The sequence below is a fragment of the Desulfocucumis palustris genome (assembly GCF_002933875.1).
GTDB classification, from domain to species: Bacteria; Bacillota; Desulfotomaculia; order Desulfotomaculales; family Desulfocucumaceae; genus Desulfocucumis; species Desulfocucumis palustris.
This window is the reverse complement of record NZ_BFAV01000125.1, coordinates 51,229-72,070: the sequence shown is the minus strand read 5'-3', so window position 1 is coordinate 72,070 and position 20,842 is coordinate 51,229. Positions and strand designations below refer to the sequence as shown.

Below are 20,842 nucleotides of genomic sequence, written 5' to 3'. Positions count from 1 at the left end.
CGCGCCTTGCATCTGGAGCTTTTTGAACGGCCTCGGGCGGTAGTTTAGCAACATGTTTATTGTTTTTTCAATGTGTTTTTCAACACTCTCCTAGCACGTCGGTTTTAGTAGACCCGCCCCGAAGGGCGTTTTTTTAATCCCGGGTGTATTTGTTTACCGGCATTTTACGGTAAGTCGCTGTAAACCACTTCACCCATAACCATGGTTAGTTTGATATTTAAATCCCTGTCCATCAGCACGATGTCCGCGTCCATGCCCGGGGCGATGGTTCCCTTTTGATCCTCTATGCCCAGCGCCCTGGCGGGATTGAGGCTGGCCATATGAACGGCTTCCTGGAGGGGCAGGCCTCCCAGCAGGACCATGTTTCTTACCGCTGCGGACATTGTCAGGGTGCTTCCCACCAAAGTCCCGTCTTTTAATGTGGCCCGGCCCTGGTTCACTTCAATTTCCTGTCCCGCGAACCTGTACGTTCCGTCAGACATACCGGCTGATGCCATGGCGTCGGTTATGAGCACCAGTCCCCGCTTGCCCTTTATTTCCCTTAACAATTTTAGCATTGAGGGGTGCAGGTGATGCCCGTCGGCGATAATTTCGGCGCTCACCTCCCGGCTGGCCAGCACCGCTCCCACCAACCCTGGGTTTCTGTGGTGCAGGGGGGCCGAAGCGTTGAATAGGTGAACCGCGTGTCTCATGCCCGCCCGGATGGCTTCCTCGGTTTGTTCGTAGGTGGCGGTGGAATGCCCCGCGGACACCACTATTCCTTCCCTGTTCAGCAGTTTTATTACGTCCAGGGCGCCGGGCAGTTCCGGCGCCAGTGTCACCATTTTCAGACAGCCGTCGGCCGCGGATATAAATCTTTCCATCTCCCGCACGTCCGGCAGGCGCAGATAAGCCCTGTTCTGTCCGCCCGCTTTTTCCGGGTTGAGGTAGGGGCCTTCCAAATGCGCTCCCAGTATGCTTGCCCCCCTGGTGGTTCTGAGATATTGGGCTGAAACCGCGGCCAGGGCCTTCTCCATTACCTTGGAAGGGCCTGCGGCAATGGTGGGCAGGAAGGAGGTAGTGCCCCCCCGGGCGTGATATATGGACATTTTTCTGAGAGAGGTGGTGTTCCCCTCGGATGTGTCGAATCCGCCTCCGCCGTGCATGTGCAGGTCGATAAAACCCGGCGATATGTATAGTCCTTCGGCGTTTATTGTTTCGTAGCTTGGTGCATCCGCCGGAAGCCGGGTCAACCCCGGGGACGGACTGGCGCAGGCATTTTTAGCCTGTGCCCCGGAGCCGCCGTTGGGACCTGAAAGGAAATTCAGGGAGCACGACAGGCCGGCGTAGATGCTGTCCGGATTCATGGCTCCGGGCAAAGCTATTTTTCCCCGCATGATCATCAGTCCCTCGTTGGGAACCGGCCCACCTGAAGTAATCAATTCTCCGCCTGTTATCATATAATTCTTCATTGGCTACCTCTGCTGGATGTCAAATATTTAAAGCATTGCGTAATGTTTTGCTTTACTGTTATAATCTCCCCGGGATCCTTTTTTAATTTGATTTTGGCTGTTGAATCTATTAAATTGGCTGTAAGTGTCAAAAATCCTTTTAATCAACCATTTTTTCTTGTGCCAAGGCAAATCAGCCATCAGAAAATTTATTCGGGGTGACGCTATGTACAGGCAATATTTCGAGTTCTACGGCATTATTCTGGCTTATTTTCTGGCAAGTCTCCTGCTGGCCTGGCTGGCCGGGAAGCTCTGGGGGAAAATAACGGGCTTTATAAGCTCCCGCACCCGGAGCGAGCTGGATGAGAAACTGGTGGAAATGTCCTGCCGTCCAGTTAAATATGTTGCATTTTTTTTGCTGATGCTTGCCGGGAAGTCCATAGCCGTGGAATACCCGGTTTTCCAGAACTCCAAATTCCTCGGCCGGGCCGAGCAGATAGCCTACGCCCTTTTGGTCGTGGTGGTTGCCTGGTGGGCCGTTAAACTGGTGGAGGCCGTCATCGCGTGGTACATGGACAGATCCCTGGGGGAGCAGGAGCAGGGGAATCCCGTGGAGCAGCATGTTGCCATGATAGCCAGGCAGGTTATCAAATTTGTGGTGTATTTCGTGGCCCTTACAATTATATTGAGTTACTTTAAAATATCCATCAGCGGCCTGGTCGCCACCGCGGGGGTGGCTTCGCTGGCGGTGGCCCTGGCCGCCCAGGAGACCCTGGGCAATATGCTCTCCGGAGTAATGATCATATTCGACAAGCCCTTTAGGGTGGGTGACAGGATTGAGACCAACGGCCTTATAGGCGACGTTATGGATATCGGCCCCAGAAGCACCAGAATCCGTACCTTTGATAATACGGTAATGGTTGTCCCCAACAAGGATCTGGCTTCCAGCAGGATAATCAACCACGTTTTTCCCAATCCCCAGGTTACCATAAGGTTAAAGATAGGGGTGGCCTATGGCACCGACCTTAAACAGGTAAAGGAGCTATTGCTTGGGATTATGGGCTCGCACCCGGATGTGCTGGGAGATCCCGGACCGGCGGTGTACTTTACGGAATTTGGGGAGTCCTCGCTGAATTTGCTGGCTACCTGTTCCATTGCGGACTACAAGGAAAAATTCAGGGTGCTGGATGAACTTAATATGTCGGTTAAAGAACAATTTGAAGCCACGGGGATAGAAATACCCTTTCCCCAGAGGGATGTCAATCTATATTACGCCGGGGAAATGGCGGAAGCCGGCGGCGCGGCGGCAGGGGGAACTGAAAGGCTGCTGCCGGGAAGGGGATAGGTTTTTTAGTTATTCTTTGGAGTGAGTATAACTCCTTTGTGTAATGGTAATAATGTGAAATGGACATAAGCGAATTAACTTTTCTTTCCTTCCCTGAACCTGCCTCCGGGCGGGTTTTTAATTTGTTTCGGAAAGATACGCAGGGCGTGTGGATTCTTTTTGAAAGGTTCCATTTTGATACATGGGCCGGTGGCATTTCCCCGGGAATATTGTTGGAAGTATAATCTCCGGGCAGCATAAAAAGCGGTTTCTTCTTCTTTAATCCCGATACCGGCAAATACCGGCCGGGACCCCAAAGGGCACTGGCATGATGATTGCTATTAAATATTGTCACCTCTCTTTCTCAGTTACTCTCCAGATAATTTTTTTGTTTTTTTATTACGGTGAACCCCGCCTTAGGGGTTTTTATTTTTTAGCAATTTAAAGGATAAAAAACAATAAAAAGGGTCAAAATAGTAATGCTGCAGGTAGCAGTAAACCAGCCTCCTAAATCTCTCTCAGTGCCCCGCCTTTAAGGCGGGGCTTTTTTTTCAGGGGGTAACGGAGGAGCCTTTTCACTATCAAAACACTTCGTTTAATTTTATCCAGCCCAGCAGGTCAAGGGTATCGGACATTTTGTCAAACAGTTCCTTTAATTCTTCCAGGCTTAATTTTTCCAGTTCGGCAACCAGCTCATCCACTCTGTCCAAAATATACCACCTCCAATAGGTAAGGGAGCACAACTTTTAGGATGTCAAATCACTTACTATTATACAAACATCTTAAAGGAATGTCTCCTGATTACGGGGACATTCCTTCGGGCCGTTAGAAGTCCTTGCCTTTTAATAGTTTCACCGGCGGGTTTTCCCAATTCAGGCCTTGTTGCGGTAGATCCTGAAACGCCGGGTCTGTTCCGCTTTCAGCACTTTGGTGATTATTTTCAGCATCACCTTGTTCTCCTCGTGCACCTGGGATAAATCCGCCTCATGATATCCTTTTCTGTTTAATATATTTATGGCTTCGGCCATCATCAGGGAATCCAGCCCCTTGTGCCTGAAGGCCGGTATAATGCCGATTATAGCTCCCCGGACCGACTTTACCCCCGGCCGGGAGGGCAGCGGGGAAGGGGTGAAGAGCAATATTCCGGCGGGTTTATTATTCACCATTAAGGCCAGCAGCAAATCCGGGTCCGCGAACCTGGCGCAGTAATTCAGCATTGCGCCCGCCTCCGCCCGGGTCAGGGGAATAAAGCCCCAGTTTTCGGACATGGAAAGGTTGTATACCTGTCTGACCAGTTCCATATCCCGTCCGGGGCCCGCCGAATTAATCCTGCGCAGGGTTACCCCGGGGATTTCCCGGACCCTTTGCAGGGCCGAAGAAACTTTTTCGGGAACGCCCATCTCCCTCCACCAGTGAAAGGAAAGCAGATCCGTCAGTTTTTCCAGGCCGGCGGCCTCCATAAGCTCCGGGTAGTAGGGGGGATTATAGGGCATCATGGGTTGGTAACCCCTCTCAAAACCCTCCACCAGTATACCCACCTGCTGGTTGGTATTGAAAGTGGCCGGGCCCAGCATTTTTGTGCAGCCGTTTGTTTCCAGCCACTGATAGGCCTTTTCCAGCAGGCCGCTTGCGGCTCCGGGATCTTTCTCGCACTCGAAGCAGCTAAAGAAGCCTGTTTCTTGGTCCGGATTGAGCAAATCTTTTATTGCCGCCACCCTGCCCACTGCCCTGCCGTTTCTGAAGGCCATAAAACAGCAGCCCTTCAGATGGTGCATAACCGGGTTTTGCTCGGGGTTGAATATCTTCCCGGGGTCTCCTGTGGCCACGGGATACTCCCCCGGGCTGTATATTTTTTTCGGGAACAGGCAGAATTCAGTCAGCTGGCGGTGATTGGCCACTTCTAAAATTTCCAAAGACATAACCTTGACCTCCGGTTGCAAAATATATATCAACTTATGTGGGAGGCTTTAAATTGGTTATGAATCCGGCAGGAATTGTGGCGGCCTGCACTGAATGTATTTTAAAATGATATGGAGGTTGGGTAAATGAAGGGTAAAAAAATTCCCGGGCCGGCTCTTATCGCTCTCGGCATCCTGGCCTGGGCAATTATATTGTGGCTGTTTACCCTGGGCAATCCAGGTTTTGTTCCGGCTGCCAGGTTTATATTTATAGTGCTGGTTATTCCGCTGGCCGCGGCTGAATGGCTGAAGATGAAAGGTATTGTTAAAAAACCGCTGCTGCTGCCTGTGAGGCTGTTGCTGATTGCGGCGGCAGCGGTTTTTTGGTATGTAAACAATATAAAATAAATTTGTTTGCCACCGGGGGAATGTCCCCATACAAATGCCGGGGACATTCTTCCTGAATATTATATAAGCTGTCCGGCGGCAAGCCCTGTTGCCACAGCCACCGCCACACTCACCAGTACCCAGAATATGTCTTTTTTAACCCTGCCTTTAATACTTACCATTTCATCTTTTATTGAAGTTTCCAGTACAGGGGTCGGTTTCTTTGCGGCCAAGACGCGATTCCTCCTTTGCTGTTATTATTGCCAATGATATAACCCGAATAACGCGTAAAAAAATAAGACGCTCGCGGCGCCATTATTTACAGGTTAAACATATAATCAGTGAACCCGTCCGTTGGAATGTTCATCCACCGTCTCCATGATCCCGGCGATGGGGTTGGAAAAAATGCATGCCGCCACACCTACTGCCAGGCATACTGTGGAGATTAGATAAAAAAGGGTAAAGTCGAACATAACCTATTACCTCCCCGTATTAAGCGATGTGTCTTTTTCACCAAGGAATATCTCCAATTTAATGTATCACCAGCGTGAAACCGAGTCAACCCCCAATGATTTTCCTGCAGGCCGGGAAAGTTTCAGTTGGTTTTGTTTGCCGTCACGCCGGCGGAATCCCTGAGATAATTGGTTGACTCCATTACATAATTTACAAATTTATCTCCGGCCAGCCGCCTGACCAGGTTAATAAGGGGTTTTATCTCCTTTTTTAACTCAGCCTCGTCCGTTTCGGCAAGTATTCTATACAGCCTGTAATTATCCGTCATGGTTTCGGTTTTTTCCCTGAGCGCTTCACCCTGGGGCGTCAGAAATATTCTTTTAACCCTGGCGTCGTTTTCATCGACTATTTTATAAAGCAGGCCGGTTTTCTCCATTCTTTCCACCATGTTCATCACTGTGGATACATGCCACTGTCCCAACTCGCTGATTTCAGTCAGGGTGCTGCCGTTATTAAAATACAGCACCCACAGGAGATGCTGCTGGGCGGTGGTCAGGCCGCATTTGGCGGCGGCTTCCCTTAAATCGTCATCAATGGATTTGTACAGCCCCCTGAATAGATTCAGCAGCATGTGCAGCAATGCCCTATTTTCGGTGTCCTTCACAGTAACCCTCCCAATCCATGTCTGTTATTACAAGTTGCCCTCCAGGAAAAGAATCTGTTTCTTTTTCTATATGGTTTTCTTACTGGGACCCGGAATTAAATGTTTGCTGGTACTGCTCCAGCGACATCAGTATAGACCTGGGTTTACTTCCCTCAAAGCCGCCCACAATACCGTTTCTTTCCATAATATCCACCAGCCTGGCCGCCCTGGCATAGCCTATGTGCAGTCTGCGCTGCAGGAGGGAGATGGAGGCGGTGCCGCTTTCGATAAATATCTGCACGGCCTGGGGAAGCAACTCGTCCTCCAGGCCGGAGGGGTCGTTTTTTCCCTCCGCCGGAGGGGTTTTTAGCACCTGTTCGTCATAGATGGGCTCGGCCTGCTCCTTGATATAGGTTACCATGGACTCCACTTCCTGATCGGACAGGAATGCGCCCTGCAGCCTTAAAGGTTTGGGAACCCCCACCGGGAAAAACAGCATGTCCCCTTTTCCCAGCAGCTTTTCCGCCCCCCCCATGTCCAAAATGGTTCTGGAATCCGTTTGGGAGGATACCGCGAAGGATATCCTGGAAGGTATATTGGCTTTTATCAGGCCGGTGATGACATCCACAGAGGGCCTCTGGGTGGCCACCAGCAGGTGCATTCCCGCAGCCCTGGCCATCTGTGCCAGGCGGCAGATGGAATCCTCCACATCGGCGGGGGCCACCATCATCAAATCAGCCAGTTCATCGATAATAACAACGATAAAGGGCAGCGGAACAGGGGCGGATTCTCCCAAGGAGGCTCCGCAGAGTTTGTTGTATCTGGATATATCCCTCACCCCGGTCTGGGCAAACAATTCATATCTTTTTTCCATTTCCTTCACAGCCCAGCGCAGGGTTCCCGCCGCCTTTTTGGCATCGGTCACCACCGGGGAAATGAGGTGGGGAATACCGTTATAATTGGTGAGTTCAACCATTTTGGGGTCTATCATAAGAAATTTAACTTCGTCCGGGGTGGCCCTGTACAGTATGCTGGAAACCAGGGTGTTTATGCATACGCTTTTGCCGGAGCCCGTGGCTCCGGCCACCAGCAGGTGAGGCATTTTACCCAGGTCCGCCACCACCGGCGTTCCTGCCAGGTCCTTGCCCAGGGCAACCGTCAGCCGGGAGGAAGGGGTTGTAAACTCCCTGCTTTCCACCAGTTCCCGGAGGCTCACCATGGAAATTTCCCGGTTGGGAACCTCTATTCCCACCGCCGCCTTGCCTGGTATGGGGGCTTCGATGCGCACCCCGGGGGCGGCCAGGCCAAGGGCTATGTCATCCGCCAGGCCAACTATCCTGCTGACTTTGACCCCCGGCGGGGGCTGGATTTCATACCTGGTAATGGCCGGTCCCACCGCCACTTCAGTAACCCGGGCGGCGATGCCGAAGTTGTCCAGGGTTTCCTCCAGTATGCGGGTTTTTTCGGAAATCTCCGTGTTGGAAACCCCCGCCTTTTTGTTCTTGGGGCCGGACAGCAGTGACACCGGGGGCAGCCTGTATACCTTGCCGTCGGACAGGGACAGGGGCGCTATTTCAATTGGTTCCGCAATTTCATCCCCGGTTTTTTTTCTATTGCCGCTTTTTATCACCGGCTTGGGATTACCGGCTAGCCCGGAATCCTCCCCGGCTTCAACTGTGTTTACAACCTCGGAAGATTGGTTTTGATTGATTTTTAGCAGGGTATTTTTTTCTGATTTGGGCTTTTCGTTATTACCTTCCTTGCCCGGCTCGATTTCTTCAAAGAGAAAATTTAACACGCCGCTGCCCATTCTGCTTCCCATGGCCCTGGCCCGGAGAGCGGTAACCATTCCCAGGTGGCCCAGGGTTGAACCGGTTATCAGTATGAGAGAAACCGCTGTCAGGGCTGCCAGCATTATATAGGTTCCCACCCTGCCGAAAAGCAGTTTGAACAGGTAGGCCCCGGCGGCTCCCGTTATGCCTCCACCCCGGCCTTCCAGCGCCGCCGGAAAGTGTTGGGAGGGTAAAAAATCCAGGTGCAGATAAAAAAGCAGTGTTATGTATAATAACAATACCCCGGTGGCACGGGCGGTGATTTTCAGCCGTCCGCCCCCGGTCATTATTTTATATCCCGCCAGGGCCAGCAGCACCGGCAGAAAATAGCGGCCGCCGCCCGCCAGTACCAGCATGGCCCGTTCAAATAAATTGCCCAGCATACCCAGGGTTGGGGTGAAAAAAGAGGCCACCCCCAGGGCTGACAGGGCTAACAATCCTATTCCCAGCAACTGGTGTTTTATGTTGTCCCGGATGGGTGGGCAGTTATTTTGTTTTTTTGTATTGGAAGATGACCTGCCGCGGCCGCTCATCTGGACTCCCCCGGTTATCGACAAAATTTTGCTTTATTACCATATTTGAGCTTAACACAAAAAGGGCCCCGCCGCAAGCCGGAGGCCTTAAATACCGGCGATGCCCGTTTTTACCCCCGGGGTAACGGGAGTTATTTGCGGGCGGTTTGGTTGCCGCTTAACCTCCTGCCGTAGAAATACCCCGCCATACCCGCCAGGAACAGCAGCAGGCTGACCAGTTGGGCTACCCGTAGGGGCCCCAGCATAAGGCTGTCCGTGCGCAGGCCTTCGATGAAAAACCTGCCAAGGGAATAAAGGGCCAGGTAGAGTAAAGTTATTTCTCCCGGAAATCTCCTGTTTTTCCATTTGTACATTAATATGCCGAATACGGCGATATTCCACAGGGATTCATATAAAAAAGTGGGATTGTAGTAAACCCCCTGGATAAACATCTGTTTTTGAATAAATTCCGGGAAGTGGGAGATAAAACCCTCCGTTACCGGCCCTCCGTGGGCTTCCTGGTTAAAAAAGTTACCCCAGCGGCCAATGGCCTGCCCCAATATTATACTGGGCGCCAGTATGTCGGCGGTTTGCCGGAGGGGCAATCTTTTTTTGTAAACATACCACAGCCCGGCCAGGGCGCCTCCCAGGAGTCCCCCGTGGATGGCCAGGCCCCCGTGCCAGATGGCCAGCGCATCCAGCGGGTTTGCGCTGTACTGCTCCCACTCGAAGATCACAAAGTACAGCCGGGCTCCTATTATGGAAAAAGGGATGATCAGCGTTATCATGTTTATCAGGTGGTCCGTGCTAAAGCCCTGTTGTTCCGCCCTGCGATGGGCAAGCCATATTCCAAGAAGAAAGGCTGTGGCCATTATAATGCCGTACCACCTGACGGTAAAGGGTCCAATGGAGATTGCCACGGGATCAATCAATAAGCTCACCTCGGCGCCGTTTTGTTCTTAAAAAATAAAAATTCCCGCCCGGCGGGAATTTTATGGTTAATGACTTTTTCATTCCCGTCGTATCCTTGCTCTCCCGAGCAATTGTGAGCACCACCTTCAATTATAGCATTCCCCCGAAAAAAAGAAATTAAATCCATATTAATTACATAGAGGAATAATTCCCCAAAAAAAATAATAGAGCCTCTTTTGCCGGAGGCTCTTCATATTTTATGACGCCTTTTGAACAGTTTCCTGTTTTGCCTTTTTACTGGCCAATTCTTCGGCGTAGTCGGTGGCTATCAGGTAGACTCCCACCCAGAGTTCATGTTCGTTAATTTTTCCGTCCAGTTCCTTTGAGACATCTTTGAACTTTTTTTCCACCCTGTCCTTGAACGACGAAAACTCCACCAGAAAATCAATTACTTCCCGTTGGTTAAACGAAGCGCCGTCCTTTAAGCTTTTGGCCATTAAATCACCCCCGCATGAAATTTTCTTACATATAAATTATAGTAATAATGGAATAATATGTTAAGAGGTGAATAATGTCATAATGGCGCGGATGATTTAAATATAAATACCCGGTCCCAAAAAAGCTGGCCGGGTATAATTCAAACTTTGTTTGGAGTTGCTTATCTGAAGCCGAACTGGTTTGCCTGATAAGGTGAATAGGTGCTCTGCAACAGGGTGTTGGTGCTTGGGTTCTGTGAGGCATATGGTGTGCTTGAGGCAAACATTCCGGTGTTCTGGCCCCCTGCCAGGTTGGTGGCGTAGCTGAACTGGCTTGAAGCCGGGAATGTCGCGCCAATCTGGTTCAAGCCGGTCTGGCTTGCCAGCGCTCCCATGCCTGCCTGGCCGGAATAAATTCCGGTTTGCCCGGCAAAGGTTCCTGTTTGGTTGGCCAGGTTGCCGAACTGCCCCGCGAATGTGCCGGATTGTCCCCCAAAGCCGGTTGTTTGGCTGAGCATTCCGGCGCCGGCATAAGGGCTTATCCCGGTGGTAAGCGGGGGATAGGTTGAGGCGAAGGTTCTCTGGGTTTGCATTTGCCCGGCCATTTGCTGGGCGATGCTGCTGATCTGGTTGATATCCTGGCTCAGGGAATTGGCGGCCTGCTGTATCCGGCGCAGTCCCTGGGTGGCCATAACCTCTTTTTGCTGTAACTGCTGAAGCTGCATGCTGTTGGTTTGCTCGGACTGCTGCAGTGCGTTGCACACCTGGGAAATGTCGCTGATTTCCTGGCGCAGGCGCTGGAGTTGTTGTTGCAATTGGTATACCTGATCCATATTTGTACCCCCTATGAAAAATTTAGCCGTAATGGCTACCGGGATTATTATTTGCATAAAAATGGTCTTTATTACCGGAATATTTTGGATTAATGGGTTTCCACGTCCCGGGCGCCGTGTGCCCGTAATATTCCGGCGGCCTCATCGGCCTTGTTGCGCTCGCAGCGTACCGTCACCAGCATATTGCCCTGTTTGACCTTATCCTCGTAATAACGTCCTCTTTCCGCCGGTATTCCCCAGTCCACCAGCCCGCCGGCTATTCCTCCGGTGGCTGCTCCGGAAAGCAGCCCTGTAATTGGCCCGGCCGCCAGAACCGGACCCAGCCCGGGAATGGCCAGGGCTCCTATGCCGGCTGCCAGCCCTATTAAACCTCCAATTGCCCCCCCGGTGGTCGCCCCGTTCATCGCCGTGTCTCCGCCGGTGGCGGGGGCGTGTCCCTGGGCCACCCAATCGTTTTTCTGGTCCTCCCTGGTAACGATTGATATGTCATCTTTAAAACCCCTGTTTCTCAGTTCCTGAATGGCCTGTTCAGCGATATCCCGGGTGGAAAAGGTAGCCAGAACCGTATTGTCCATAAACGAAACCTCCTTTGGTATGAAATTAAAAACCTTTAAATATATTCCCACGGTATGGGGATAACTATTCCCTGAGGCAAAAAGCCGATTATATGGTAAAAGGAAAAATTATTGTTGTTTTTTACTATATAAGTGTTTATAATTTTTATTGTTTGTTTGTAAGCCAACCATAACAAGGGAAGGTGATTGGACATGCTACCGACACCCAAAAAATACTTTTTAACCGCTGCTGCGGCCGAAGGAGAAAGCACGCTGACCGCCTTTGACAACGCCCTGCTGTCGGGTAAAGTTGGTAATATAAATTTAATAAGGGTAAGCAGCATATTGCCTCCGGGAGCGGAACACGACCCGGAACTGGTAATTCCCCCGGGTTCCCTGGTGCCCACGGCTTACGGTTATATAGTAAGTTCGGAACCCGGACAACTCATCGCGGCGGCGGTGGGTGTGGGACTTTCCCCGGACACCTTTGGTGTGATAATGGAATTTTCAGGGGTATGCGGCAAGGAGGAGGCCTACAACAACATAAAATCCATGCTGGAGGAGGCGTTCCGGTCCCGCAAAATGGAATTGAAGGATATGAAAATAGCCGCGGTGGAGCACCGGGTGGTAAAAACGGGATGCGCCCTGGCGGCCGTGCCCATGTGGTACTGATAAAAAATAAGTTGGCGATATTTCCTGGCGAGGTTGATAAAGGAGGTATTATTATGGATTTATGGGTTAGTGAAATGCAGACCGCGGACATGAGGATCAGCTGCAGGGTTATCAAAAGCCTGCACTCCGAGATGACTCCCTTTCAGAAATTGATGGTGGTGGACACTCACCAGTTCGGGCGCATGCTGCTTCTGGACAATATAATTCAAACCACCGTGGCGGACGAGTTTGTTTACCATGAAATGATATCCCATGTGGGATTAAACACCCTGCCCAACCCCCGTAAGGTTCTGGTTGTGGGGGGCGGTGACGGCGGTTCCATTCGCGAAATAATAAAGCACAAATCCGTGGAAAAGGCGGTACTTGTGGAGATAGACGGAAAGGTGATAGAGGCCGCTAAAAAATATCTGCCGGAAATCAGCTGCGCCCTGGACGACCCCAGGGTTGAGGTGCTGGTGGATGACGGAATCAAGCACGTAAAAGAAAATAAAAATACATACGATATGATTATTGTTGACTCCACCGATCCCATCGGGCCGGCCGAGGGGCTGTTCGGCGCGGCTTTTTATCAGGATGTTCACGACGCTCTTACAGAAGACGGGATTTTTGTGGCCCAGACGGAGTCGCCCTTTTTTAACAGGGAGCTGATTCCCAGGATTTATAATGACGTGGCAAGCATTTTTCCCCTGGCCAGGCTGTTCCTGGCCAATGTGCCCACTTATCCCGGCGGATTGTGGACCTTTACCATGGGCAGCAAAAAGCACGACCCCGTAAAGGTGGACATTTCAAAATTACCCGACCTGAACACCCGTTTTTACAGCCCGGAAATACACCGTACCTGTTTTGTTCTACCGCCCTTTGTTCAGGAGCTTATAAAAAAATAGCATATAAAAAGAGGGCGGCCAACATGCCGTCCTCTTTTTATAGCTTCGCCATGAAAAGATATCCTGCTGAAAAAATAATTAACATTAACAAAAAAGCCCCGGTATTAATAGCCGCGGCTTTTTAAGACTTTTTAAAAAATATATGATTTATCCGTTGAATCCTAGTGGTGGGAAGATTCCTTATTCTCTACCGGGGAACAAGCCAGAGTTATATCCTTGGCGGTACCGCTGATAAGCATGCCCACAATAGCCGCCAGTAAAGCAAATCCTAACGAGAGCAGAATTCCGGTGCCCAGACCCACAACATACACCCCCTTAAAAAGTATATTATATTTTATTATTTCCGGCTGAAAATAACTTTACCTATATAATTATTTAACATAAAACCGGATAATCCTTCATTAAATCCATTTCCCCGGCCACATATTTTACAGAACCCCGGCCACTCTTTTGATAAAATCATGGGCCTTTTCAAACAGCAGCCCGGTTACAAACCACAGGGGCGCCATATCCAGCCTTATCAGACCCTGGATTTCCCAGGGGCCGGACCCGGAGTAGTCCCAGGGGCTGTATCCGGTGGTAAGCCGGAGCAATCCTCCTGTGACGTATTCCATGCCCCATATCAACAACGTCCATATGACGCCTCTCAGGAGCACCGGCCAGTATCTGATCCGATCATGCACCGGTTCGAGAAACACCGCCAGGCCGTATATGGGAAACATCCATAAATATGTTGTGGAGCGGAGCCGGGGATCTCCTCCCAGCCCGGACTCAATACCGGTCCAGAGCACTTCCAGTCCCCAGCCCAGTAGCCCGTAAAATATAAACCTCAGCAGCATAGTGTTATTTTGTTTTTTTATGGACAAATAATACATACTATTTTCCAGTTTTTTTCGGGGCAGGCTTTAAAAACCCATTCAAAGATTGGGGAAGAAACTAAAAAGGTGACCGGGGTTATTTGTAGAATCATTTTTGGGGTCAGGAATATATTTCTTGGGAGGTTTCAATATGGAATACAATACGCTGCGGTTTGAAAAATCAGGGGGTGTCGCAACCATAACCCTTAATCGTCCCCAGGCCATGAATACCTTCATCGAGGAGAGCTGGTGGGAAATGGAGGCTCTCCAGGGGATTATAGAATCCGACGATGAAGTGAGAGCCGTGGTGATTAAGGCCGCCGGCGACAAATTCAGCGCCGGTATTGACGTCTCACTGCTGGGAAAAATCAATTCAAATTTTATTATGAAAAATCTTCCACGAATTCAGAACGTGCACAATCGCTGGGAAAACCTGCGCCAGCCGGTTATTGCCGCGGTTCAGGGCATTTGTTTCGGAGCGGCCACGGAATTAATTCTTTCCTGTGATATCCGTATCGCATCTGAAAATGCCGTTTTTGGTATTCAGGAGGTTAATTTCGGCTTGGCTCCGGACATCGGGGGAACCCAGCGACTGACCAGAACGGTGGGAGCCAGCCAGGCCAAAAGGTTGATTCTGGCTTGCGATACCATTAATGCCGCCGAGGCCCTGCGCATAGGTTTGGTGGACCTGGTATGCCCGCCGGGGGAACTTCAGGCCAAGGCCATGGAGTTGGCCGCAAGAATTGCATCCAAGCCGCCGGTGGCGGTAATGTTCGGCAAGAAGGCCATAAACCTGGCCAGGGAGGTCTCCTTGCAGTCCGGCCTTATGTTTGAGCAGGCCCAGTCCATGTTCTGCATGGGAACCGAGGACAAAAACGAGGCGGTCAGCGCCTTTTTTGAAAAAAGAAAGCCTGAATTTAAGGGAAAATAAAGGCAGGGAATCCAGATATGATAATTGTGTTATTGACAAATAATTAACATACAAATATATTATATTTAATCATGGTTTGTTAAGGAGCATTATCATGGAGGATTTTACAGGCTATCTTTGCTTTGAAATGGGTGTTGCCGCCCGGAAGCTTCATAAATATTATAATAATCGGTTTAGCGAATACGGTATCACCCTGACACAGTCCTTTATACTTTTTGCTTTATTGCTGCAGGATGGTCAAAATGTTAAAAACCTGGCCGAACGGCTTTCCCTGGAAAGCCCGGCTGTTACGGGGCTGGTGGACCGTCTGGAAAAGGAAAATATGGTGCAAAGGCGCAGCGATCCCGGCGACAGGCGGGCATTAAAGGTTTTCCTTACCGAAAAGGGACGGCTGCTGGCGGATAAGCTTATCCCTGTGGCCAATGAATTTAATAAAAAGTTAAAATCCCAGTTCAGCCCTGAACAGGTTAACTCCCTTAAAAAGCTGCTAATGGTTATTAATGAGGAAATGTAAATTTTTTGGCCTAATAATTTGCGTGTTAATAATTAATATAAAACTCTACAGAAAAAAATTGAAAGGGTCCAAAGGCTTTGTTTTGGCCCCTTTTTTATTATTTCGCCGGGCAGCCCCGCCCCTGGCCGCCGGACGTGCAAAATACCGTTTTTACCGCTCCAATCCGTGGAGTTTCCTCAATTGTTGTTATTTTTTTTCTTTTTATATAGAATATGTGCCAGAAGGATTCTATGCTTTAAAGAGGGAATACATGGTGGAGAAAGGGGTGCACGTATTATGAGCGAAAAAATTGAGTATTTGATACCTGTTTTTGTAGACGCCCACAATCTTCCGGATGCATGGTATCAGCTGCAAAAAAAGCTTTGGGAAATAGACGCCTATGAATATCCCGTTGAGTGGGGCAGTTATCCCGGGCAGCTGAGACGTGAATTCGATTTTGTCTGCTGCAGGATAAAGCATCCCGGACTGAGGCCGCTTTGTGACGACATGCCTCCGGGTATGAGCATTCCTCCGCCCACCACCATGGACAGAATTGAGGAATATTTCAGCACCTATATATTAAACCCCCATGTGGGTGAAAACGAAAAATATACCTATGGCAGCAGGATCTGCATACAGGTGGACGGCCTGATAAGCAGCTTTAGGGAGCAGGGCTTCGGCCATGTGAAATCCTGCATAGAGATAGCCAGGCCCGAGGATCTGGTGGACGGAAAGTCCCAGCCCTGCCTGCGGCTGATTGATATAAAAATAAGGAAGGACCGCATCGCCAATGTTTACAGGCTTCATTTCATAGTTTATTTCAGGGTCTGGGATCTGTGGGGCGGATTTCCCCAGAATTTGGGGGGGCTTCAGTTGTTTAAGGAGTGGCTGGTGGAGCAAATCGGCAGTAATCCCAAGGACGGCCTGCCCCTGGAGGACGGCGAAATGATTGTTATGTCCAAAAGCCTGAATGTTAGAGAGCATATGTTTGAATATTCAAAGGCCAGGGTTTACAGCAAATAATATAAATGTTTTTTTTATTTAACACATCGGTGTGCCGGGTACCAACCAGGGAAAGGAAAAAGGGATGGCGGATAACTCTCTGAATAAAAGTTCCCCTTTAATACTGGTGGTTGACGACGACAGGGCGGAAAGGCAGATGTTCAGGAGCGCCCTGGAAAATGACGGTTATCAGGTTATTGAAGCGGAAAACGGTGTCGAGGCGGTGGAATTATTTGAAAAATCCACTCCCCATATAATACTGATGGACATAATGATGCCGGTTATGAGCGGCATAGATGCATGCCGGGTTATCCGCGGGCTGCCTGGAGGAAACAGGTTGCCGCTGGTGATGATATCGGAGCCGGAAGAAGATGATATGATCCACAGGGCTCTAAACGCGGGCGTGGATGAATTTATCACCAGGCCGGTGAACTTTCCTCTTTTAAGGCGTAGGGTTAAGCTTTTGCTGCGTTCAAAGCTGGCGGAAGAATCACTTAAATCCGACGCTGAAATAGGCCTGGCCAGGCTGCAGGCGGTATTGTCCAGCATGCAGCAGGGAGTGGTTTTTGTGGATGTGCTGGACAGAATAACGGAAATTAACCAATACGCATGTGATTTGGTGGAAAAAAAACGGGAGGAAATTATAAATCACTCCCTTTGGAAGATGCTGCCGGAGGATACCGACCAGAGGCTGAGGAACGTGCTGGAGGACTATAAGGCAGGTAACAGCCTGGCCCCTGTCTCCATACACAACTGGATCCGCCAGGGTGAGTTTACCATAACAGTTCAGCCCGTCCAAAAGGATGACCATTACCTGGGCACTTTGCTTTGCATAATTGATATTTCACCGCTGATTGAGGCCCGCAGGACGTTGGAATTTGAGAAATGCCTGCAGGATAAAATATTGCAGACCGCGGCCACCGCCATATACATAGTAAACAGTTACGGTGAAATAGTAAACGTCAACGACGAATTTTGCCTTATCACAGGTTTTGACCGGGAAGAGATTTTGGGTCGCCATCTACTTATGCTAAAATCAAAATGTCAGGAAAAGTGTGTTTTTTTCGATACGGCCCGGACCGAGCCAATACTGAAGCACCAGTGCACCATGACCAGCAAGGACGGCCGTCTTCTGTCAATATTGAAAAATATAAATATACTCCGGGACGACAGGGGCCATTTCACCGGGGGGATTGTTTCCTTCATAGACATTACAAAAATTGTGGAGGCCAAGGAGGAGGCTGAAAGGGCCAGGGAGCATGCCGAGCATCTTGCTTCGGTGGACTACCTTACCGGGCTTTTGAACCGGCGGGTCTTCATGGAGCGGCTTGGGCAGGAGGTGGACAGGGCCAGGAGGGAAAGTTCGCCGGTGGGCATAATTCTGGCCGATATCGACGGGTTTAAAAAGGTTAATGATACATACGGGCACCAGGCCGGGGACGTGGTGCTGCAGGTTTTTGCTTCCCGGATTTCCTGTTTCAGCCGCTCCTACGATTTTGTGGGGCGTTATGGCGGGGAGGAGTTCATCACCTGCCTGCCCGGGGCAAATTGCGAGCAAACGTTGAAAATAGCCGAGCGCACGCGCCTGGCCGTCCAGGAGCAGTGCATACCCCTGCCCGGCTGCGATTGTATAAATATAACCGCGAGTTTTGGTGTGGCCTGCATTGAGCCCGGCTCCGACGCAAATGTGGACTGGCTTATAGCCAGGGCGGATGAAGCCCTTTACCGGGCCAAATCCGGGGGCAGGAACAGGGTGTGTCTCTGACGGAATGGGAGTTGGCCATGGCCATCAATTCTTAATTGTTTTACCGTAGGTTTTCCTCAAGTGCTGTTTTTGAGCCTCCGCAAAAAGTTTATTGGTCTCCACCGCGTCGTTATACGAATCCCAAATGGAAAACAAATATATCGAAGGGAAAAAAAGCAACCACTGATAATTGACTATGTCATTGACCTTGCTGAATTCTCCAGTAAAGGTGGCAATTATACCGTGGTTGACATGGGAGAAATATATTATGGCCACGGACCATACCAGAAGGATGGTTCCTTTAATTGTTTTACCGTTATACATGTGCCCGAATCCTGGCAAAAGGGCGGACCAGGTGGCTGCAAGCCAGGGATTTAACCTGTTCAGGTAATTCATACCGTAGGGGGACATTATCATAAATCTATAGTCGCTCTTTTTTTGTTGCCGTTCCAGCCTGCTCAGTATATTCGATTCAACACTATTGCGATAGCTGTCGAAGATGGAAAAGCAAAATATCACTCCATAAACCAGCGCCCATTCCACATTTAAAGCTTCCCTGGCTTTACTGAATTCACCGGTGAAGGTGTGTAAAATACTTATATTAATTCTGGCCTTAAAGTTAACCAGTATTTCCCATAACATGAGAATGAGTCCTTTGCAATATGAACCTTTACACAGGTGGCCCAGACCCGGCAGGGCGGCGGACCACCACATGGGCATCCAGGGCATTTTGGCGTGCAAAATGGCTATGTTCAATTCGGACATGGCCATCCTGGCAAATCGAAGCTGTTTTTTTCTCATCATTTTTGGATCACCTGCTTTAGTGTACAAAAATAGAATAACCTGCCGCTATTGTGATTATCCTAAATCCTACAGGTGATGTCATGTATAGCGTATACGGACTTTATAAAACCTCGCTGGTATTGGAGCTGGGGATTAAAAGATTAAAGGATTCAGGCTTTTCCGGGGACAGGCTTTTAGTGGTTGTGCTCGACCCTTGCCTGCCCGGCAGGCAAAGAATACTTGACACCATGTACGCAAGTGACGGCATGAGCCTTGTGGACGGCATGGCCATAACCGGGTCCATAGGAATGCTGATGGGGGTTATTTACGGCTCGATGGTTTTTATCGGTCCTGTGGCCCTTGGGCTCATAGGCCTGGCGGCGGGATGCGGGCTGGGTTATTTTATCGATAAAATGATTGTAAAGGGAAAGGCTTCCCGGGGGCGGTCTCCTTCGGGGGATGTGCTGGTGGGGGTGCGTTGCCGGAGTGAAGATGAAATACTGCAGGCGGAAGATATTATGAAGGAATGCAAGGCCGTAGCCCTGGGGCGGAGCCAGGGCTTATTTTAAATTGGCGCCTGAAATATGCCATTTTGCAAATGGTGCGCCAGGCCCCGTTGGCCGGGGAAACCAGCAAAAATGATTATGAGGGAGCAATACATTCGCATATCTTCAGTGGTTAAAATTAAAGCCACCAGTTCAGCACTGGTGGCTTCTGAAATCCATGCACAATAAATGGATACAATTTCAAATTTTTGTATTTCTGCCGTCAGGCCGGCTGTTCCGCCATTTCTATTAATTGCCTGTACCAATTCAAAATCAGCTTACTTTTTCTTCTTCTTTCAGCAGCGCCTTTTTATATGAGCAGTGTTCTTCCTTTTTCTTTTCTACCAGGCCGCACCCCCAGTAGTCGCTGCCCGCGACAAAGAGGCGGTAATAACACCAAGTGCAAAAGGTATGGGCAATTTGCCCCTGCGTCATATCCTTTGCTTTTGTCATTTTTCCACTCCCCCTTTACTAAATACCTGGATTCTATTCTAAACAATTAATAAACCAACTAAATATTTTCTACTTATCGGCGAGGATTCCTGCTCTTGAAATGAAAGTTACCCGGGGTTGTTAAAAAATGTCTACCCATGGAAGAAAACAGGGGCCGGTTTTCGGTCCGGGGGCGGCAGCTGCACCTTGGGATAGCCGACAACCATAGGGCACACCAGCTTGTAGTGACCGGGAATGTTATATTTTGATTTAAATTCCCCGCTATCACAAATATGCCCTGCGAATCCAATCCAACAGGTACCCAATCCGAATTCTACGGCGGCGAGCATAATATTGCCGGCTGCCAGGGTGCAGTCGTAAACATGCCAGTGGGAATTGGTGTCGCCATAGATTATCAGCAAACAGGGCGCATTGTAAAAAATGTTAAAATTTATATCCTTCAACATGTTTTCATATTGCTTAAAATATGGATATTTTTCAAGGTTTTCAACCAGGTGTTTTTTTGTTTCGTCCGATAAACGCTTCATTTCGTTTTTATCCGTTATAATAACAAAGCCCCATGCTATACCTTTGAGCATACTCGAAGTCAATAGGGGTTTTATGCCATTCCGGAAAATAAAATACCCGGTTCACCAAGGTGCTGGAAGTAAGAGTTAGTATTGGAAAACAGGCATTTTCCAAAAATATGTTTGCTTTTAACAGAAATATAACAAGCGTTTAATAAGGCTTTAAATTCACCAACTTGGCAACAAGTTATCATAATTAACGTGAAGAAATCATAAAGGAAGGCTATTAGATGGTCAGAAGAAAGAGAACCGAGATCCTGCTGAAAGGTTCCCGTGAAATTGCAAAAAAATTAGCGGAAGGAATAATAAACAATTATAATGTCAAAACAATTGAGGAACCCGACAATGGTTTAGTTATGGTCAAGGTAAGGGAAACGGCCAGGAAAAGTCTTTTCTATTTGGGTGAAGTATTAATTACGGAATGCAAAGTGATGCTTAACGGGCATCTGGGAATCGGCATTGTCAAGGGACAAGAGCCGGAGCATGCTTATTATCTGGCAATTATAGACGCGGCATACAATGCCGCTTTACCGGAGACAGAGGATTGGACAAGAACCTTGCTCCTTGAGGAGGAAAAAATCAAACAGAATTATGAAACCTTTAAAAACAATGTGTTAAAGACAAAAGTATCCTTTCAAACAATGGACAACTGAGGTAA

Annotated in this window: 26 protein-coding genes; 10 read left to right on the top strand and 16 right to left on the bottom strand. The window is 49.3% G+C overall.

Features of this window, described 5'->3' with window-relative positions:
- Window positions 1-164: 164 nt before the first annotated feature.
- Window positions 165-1,451, bottom strand: a complete 1,287-nt coding sequence (gene nagA / locus DCCM_RS10475) for an N-acetylglucosamine-6-phosphate deacetylase (protein ID WP_104372348.1) — start codon at window positions 1,449-1,451, stop codon at window positions 165-167.
- A gap of 205 nt (window positions 1,452-1,656) precedes the next feature.
- Here nagA and DCCM_RS10470 point away from each other — a divergent pair, with 205 nt between their 5' ends.
- Entirely contained in the window at window positions 1,657-2,775 is a 1,119-nt protein-coding gene (locus DCCM_RS10470; RefSeq protein ID WP_104372347.1) for a mechanosensitive ion channel family protein, read from the top strand.
- A 560-nt stretch (window positions 2,776-3,335) separates the two neighbouring features.
- Here the strand turns inward: DCCM_RS10470 and DCCM_RS19495 are convergent.
- Window positions 3,336-3,464 (bottom strand): hypothetical protein, encoded by a 129-nt coding sequence (locus DCCM_RS19495; RefSeq protein WP_269433751.1) that lies wholly within the window; start codon window positions 3,462-3,464, stop codon window positions 3,336-3,338.
- 162 nt (window positions 3,465-3,626) lie between these two features.
- On the bottom strand, window positions 3,627-4,673 hold the full coding sequence (locus DCCM_RS10460; protein ID WP_104372345.1) for a GNAT family N-acetyltransferase: 1,047 nt from the start codon (window positions 4,671-4,673) through the stop codon (window positions 3,627-3,629).
- Window positions 4,674-4,799: 126 nt separating this feature from the next.
- Here DCCM_RS10460 and DCCM_RS10455 point away from each other — a divergent pair, with 126 nt between their 5' ends.
- A complete protein-coding gene (locus DCCM_RS10455; RefSeq protein WP_104372344.1) occupies window positions 4,800-5,060 on the top strand; it encodes a hypothetical protein in 261 nt (86 codons plus the stop codon).
- A gap of 59 nt (window positions 5,061-5,119) precedes the next feature.
- Here the strand turns inward: DCCM_RS10455 and DCCM_RS18595 are convergent, their stop codons facing one another.
- The 8 genes from DCCM_RS18595 to DCCM_RS10425 form a co-directional block, all read right to left on the bottom strand.
- The gene (locus DCCM_RS18595) at window positions 5,120-5,272 is read right to left on the bottom strand and encodes a hypothetical protein (RefSeq protein WP_165792107.1); all 153 of its coding nucleotides are present in this window, start codon (window positions 5,270-5,272) and stop codon (window positions 5,120-5,122) included.
- A gap of 105 nt (window positions 5,273-5,377) precedes the next feature.
- Window positions 5,378-5,512: a hypothetical protein gene (locus DCCM_RS19490; protein ID WP_269433750.1), complete on the bottom strand. Its 135-nt coding sequence runs from the start codon at window positions 5,510-5,512 to the stop codon at window positions 5,378-5,380.
- A gap of 122 nt (window positions 5,513-5,634) precedes the next feature.
- A complete protein-coding gene (locus tag DCCM_RS10450) occupies window positions 5,635-6,156 on the bottom strand; it encodes a MarR family winged helix-turn-helix transcriptional regulator (RefSeq protein ID WP_231702733.1) in 522 nt (173 codons plus the stop codon).
- Window positions 6,157-6,235: 79 nt separating this feature from the next.
- Window positions 6,236-8,500, bottom strand: a complete 2,265-nt coding sequence (locus tag DCCM_RS10445) for an FtsK/SpoIIIE family DNA translocase (RefSeq protein ID WP_104372343.1) — start codon at window positions 8,498-8,500, stop codon at window positions 6,236-6,238.
- 131 nt (window positions 8,501-8,631) lie between these two features.
- Window positions 8,632-9,420 (bottom strand): prolipoprotein diacylglyceryl transferase, encoded by a 789-nt coding sequence (gene lgt / locus DCCM_RS10440; RefSeq protein WP_307718812.1) that lies wholly within the window; start codon window positions 9,418-9,420, stop codon window positions 8,632-8,634.
- Between the two features lie 228 nt (window positions 9,421-9,648).
- Window positions 9,649-9,888, bottom strand: coding sequence for a hypothetical protein (locus DCCM_RS10435; RefSeq protein WP_104372341.1), 240 nt, complete (start codon window positions 9,886-9,888; stop codon window positions 9,649-9,651).
- A gap of 161 nt (window positions 9,889-10,049) precedes the next feature.
- Window positions 10,050-10,700, bottom strand: a complete 651-nt coding sequence (locus tag DCCM_RS10430; protein ID WP_104372340.1) for a hypothetical protein — start codon at window positions 10,698-10,700, stop codon at window positions 10,050-10,052.
- An 89-nt stretch (window positions 10,701-10,789) separates the two neighbouring features.
- Entirely contained in the window at window positions 10,790-11,275 is a 486-nt protein-coding gene (locus DCCM_RS10425) for a hypothetical protein (RefSeq protein ID WP_104372339.1), read from the bottom strand.
- A gap of 192 nt (window positions 11,276-11,467) precedes the next feature.
- Between DCCM_RS10425 and DCCM_RS10420 the strand changes: the two genes are divergently transcribed.
- Both DCCM_RS10420 and speE read left to right on the top strand, forming a co-directional pair.
- Window positions 11,468-11,926: a pyruvoyl-dependent arginine decarboxylase gene (locus tag DCCM_RS10420; protein WP_104372338.1), complete on the top strand. Its 459-nt coding sequence runs from the start codon at window positions 11,468-11,470 to the stop codon at window positions 11,924-11,926.
- A 53-nt stretch (window positions 11,927-11,979) separates the two neighbouring features.
- Entirely contained in the window at window positions 11,980-12,810 is an 831-nt protein-coding gene (gene speE, locus DCCM_RS10415; protein ID WP_104372352.1) for a polyamine aminopropyltransferase, read from the top strand.
- 161 nt (window positions 12,811-12,971) lie between these two features.
- On the opposite strand, the gene DCCM_RS18590 is transcribed toward speE, so the two are convergent.
- Window positions 12,972-13,112, bottom strand: coding sequence for a hypothetical protein (locus DCCM_RS18590; protein ID WP_165792106.1), 141 nt, complete (start codon window positions 13,110-13,112; stop codon window positions 12,972-12,974).
- Between the two features lie 126 nt (window positions 13,113-13,238).
- On the bottom strand, window positions 13,239-13,685 hold the full coding sequence (locus DCCM_RS10410; protein WP_307718811.1) for a putative ABC transporter permease: 447 nt from the start codon (window positions 13,683-13,685) through the stop codon (window positions 13,239-13,241).
- Between the two features lie 133 nt (window positions 13,686-13,818).
- Between DCCM_RS10410 and DCCM_RS10405 the strand changes: the two genes are divergently transcribed.
- From DCCM_RS10405 to DCCM_RS10385, 4 genes are all read left to right on the top strand, one after another.
- Window positions 13,819-14,598, top strand: coding sequence for an enoyl-CoA hydratase/isomerase family protein (locus DCCM_RS10405; RefSeq protein WP_104372337.1), 780 nt, complete (start codon window positions 13,819-13,821; stop codon window positions 14,596-14,598).
- 94 nt (window positions 14,599-14,692) lie between these two features.
- A complete protein-coding gene (locus tag DCCM_RS10400; protein WP_104372336.1) occupies window positions 14,693-15,112 on the top strand; it encodes a MarR family winged helix-turn-helix transcriptional regulator in 420 nt (139 codons plus the stop codon).
- 276 nt (window positions 15,113-15,388) lie between these two features.
- A complete protein-coding gene (locus tag DCCM_RS10390) occupies window positions 15,389-16,114 on the top strand; it encodes a thymidylate synthase family protein (protein ID WP_104372334.1) in 726 nt (241 codons plus the stop codon).
- Window positions 16,115-16,178: 64 nt separating this feature from the next.
- Complete coding sequence (locus DCCM_RS10385) at window positions 16,179-17,858, top strand: GGDEF domain-containing response regulator (protein ID WP_104372333.1); 1,680 nt, start codon at window positions 16,179-16,181, stop codon at window positions 17,856-17,858.
- A 24-nt stretch (window positions 17,859-17,882) separates the two neighbouring features.
- On the opposite strand, the gene DCCM_RS10380 is transcribed toward DCCM_RS10385, so the two are convergent.
- A complete protein-coding gene (locus DCCM_RS10380) occupies window positions 17,883-18,641 on the bottom strand; it encodes a DUF5683 domain-containing protein (RefSeq protein ID WP_104372332.1) in 759 nt (252 codons plus the stop codon).
- 80 nt (window positions 18,642-18,721) lie between these two features.
- On the opposite strand from DCCM_RS10380, the gene DCCM_RS10375 reads away from it, so the two are divergent.
- On the top strand, window positions 18,722-19,189 hold the full coding sequence (locus tag DCCM_RS10375; protein WP_104372331.1) for a hypothetical protein: 468 nt from the start codon (window positions 18,722-18,724) through the stop codon (window positions 19,187-19,189).
- 249 nt (window positions 19,190-19,438) lie between these two features.
- Here DCCM_RS10375 and DCCM_RS10365 read toward each other — a convergent pair whose 3' ends face one another.
- On the bottom strand, window positions 19,439-19,618 hold the full coding sequence (locus DCCM_RS10365; RefSeq protein WP_104372329.1) for a hypothetical protein: 180 nt from the start codon (window positions 19,616-19,618) through the stop codon (window positions 19,439-19,441).
- A 131-nt stretch (window positions 19,619-19,749) separates the two neighbouring features.
- Window positions 19,750-20,196 carry a nitroreductase family protein gene (locus tag DCCM_RS10360; RefSeq protein WP_104372328.1) on the bottom strand — a complete coding sequence of 149 codons (447 nt, stop codon included), beginning with the start codon at window positions 20,194-20,196 and terminating at the stop codon, window positions 19,750-19,752.
- A 218-nt stretch (window positions 20,197-20,414) separates the two neighbouring features.
- On the opposite strand from DCCM_RS10360, the gene phnG reads away from it, so the two are divergent.
- Window positions 20,415-20,837, top strand: a complete 423-nt coding sequence (phnG, locus tag DCCM_RS10355) for a phosphonate C-P lyase system protein PhnG (RefSeq protein WP_104372327.1) — start codon at window positions 20,415-20,417, stop codon at window positions 20,835-20,837.
- The last annotated feature ends 5 nt before the right edge of the window (window positions 20,838-20,842 follow it).

Excerpts from the sequence above, each read along its gene's own strand:
- nagA (WP_104372348.1), bottom strand. The coding sequence starts at position 1,451 with ATGAAGAATTATATGATAACAGGCGGAGAATTGATTACTTCAGGTGGG.
- DCCM_RS10470 (WP_104372347.1), top strand. The coding sequence starts at position 1,657 with ATGTACAGGCAATATTTCGAGTTCTACGGCATTATTCTGGCTTATTTT.
- DCCM_RS10460 (WP_104372345.1), bottom strand. The coding sequence starts at position 4,673 with ATGTCTTTGGAAATTTTAGAAGTGGCCAATCACCGCCAGCTGACTGAA.
- DCCM_RS10455 (WP_104372344.1), top strand. The coding sequence starts at position 4,800 with ATGAAGGGTAAAAAAATTCCCGGGCCGGCTCTTATCGCTCTCGGCATC.
- DCCM_RS19490 (WP_269433750.1), bottom strand. The coding sequence starts at position 5,512 with ATGTTCGACTTTACCCTTTTTTATCTAATCTCCACAGTATGCCTGGCA.
- DCCM_RS10445 (WP_104372343.1), bottom strand. The coding sequence starts at position 8,500 with ATGAGCGGCCGCGGCAGGTCATCTTCCAATACAAAAAAACAAAATAAC.
- DCCM_RS10435 (WP_104372341.1), bottom strand. The coding sequence starts at position 9,888 with ATGGCCAAAAGCTTAAAGGACGGCGCTTCGTTTAACCAACGGGAAGTA.
- DCCM_RS10430 (WP_104372340.1), bottom strand. The coding sequence starts at position 10,700 with ATGGATCAGGTATACCAATTGCAACAACAACTCCAGCGCCTGCGCCAG.
- DCCM_RS10425 (WP_104372339.1), bottom strand. The coding sequence starts at position 11,275 with ATGGACAATACGGTTCTGGCTACCTTTTCCACCCGGGATATCGCTGAA.
- DCCM_RS10420 (WP_104372338.1), top strand. The coding sequence starts at position 11,468 with ATGCTACCGACACCCAAAAAATACTTTTTAACCGCTGCTGCGGCCGAA.
- speE (WP_104372352.1), top strand. The coding sequence starts at position 11,980 with ATGGATTTATGGGTTAGTGAAATGCAGACCGCGGACATGAGGATCAGC.
- DCCM_RS10410 (WP_307718811.1), bottom strand. The coding sequence starts at position 13,685 with ATGTATTATTTGTCCATAAAAAAACAAAATAACACTATGCTGCTGAGG.
- DCCM_RS10405 (WP_104372337.1), top strand. The coding sequence starts at position 13,819 with ATGGAATACAATACGCTGCGGTTTGAAAAATCAGGGGGTGTCGCAACC.
- DCCM_RS10400 (WP_104372336.1), top strand. The coding sequence starts at position 14,693 with ATGGAGGATTTTACAGGCTATCTTTGCTTTGAAATGGGTGTTGCCGCC.
- DCCM_RS10390 (WP_104372334.1), top strand. The coding sequence starts at position 15,389 with ATGAGCGAAAAAATTGAGTATTTGATACCTGTTTTTGTAGACGCCCAC.
- DCCM_RS10385 (WP_104372333.1), top strand. The coding sequence starts at position 16,179 with ATGGCGGATAACTCTCTGAATAAAAGTTCCCCTTTAATACTGGTGGTT.
- DCCM_RS10380 (WP_104372332.1), bottom strand. The coding sequence starts at position 18,641 with ATGATGAGAAAAAAACAGCTTCGATTTGCCAGGATGGCCATGTCCGAA.
- DCCM_RS10375 (WP_104372331.1), top strand. The coding sequence starts at position 18,722 with ATGTATAGCGTATACGGACTTTATAAAACCTCGCTGGTATTGGAGCTG.
- DCCM_RS10365 (WP_104372329.1), bottom strand. The coding sequence starts at position 19,618 with ATGACAAAAGCAAAGGATATGACGCAGGGGCAAATTGCCCATACCTTT.
- DCCM_RS10360 (WP_104372328.1), bottom strand. The coding sequence starts at position 20,196 with ATGCTCAAAGGTATAGCATGGGGCTTTGTTATTATAACGGATAAAAAC.
- phnG (WP_104372327.1), top strand. The coding sequence starts at position 20,415 with ATGGTCAGAAGAAAGAGAACCGAGATCCTGCTGAAAGGTTCCCGTGAA.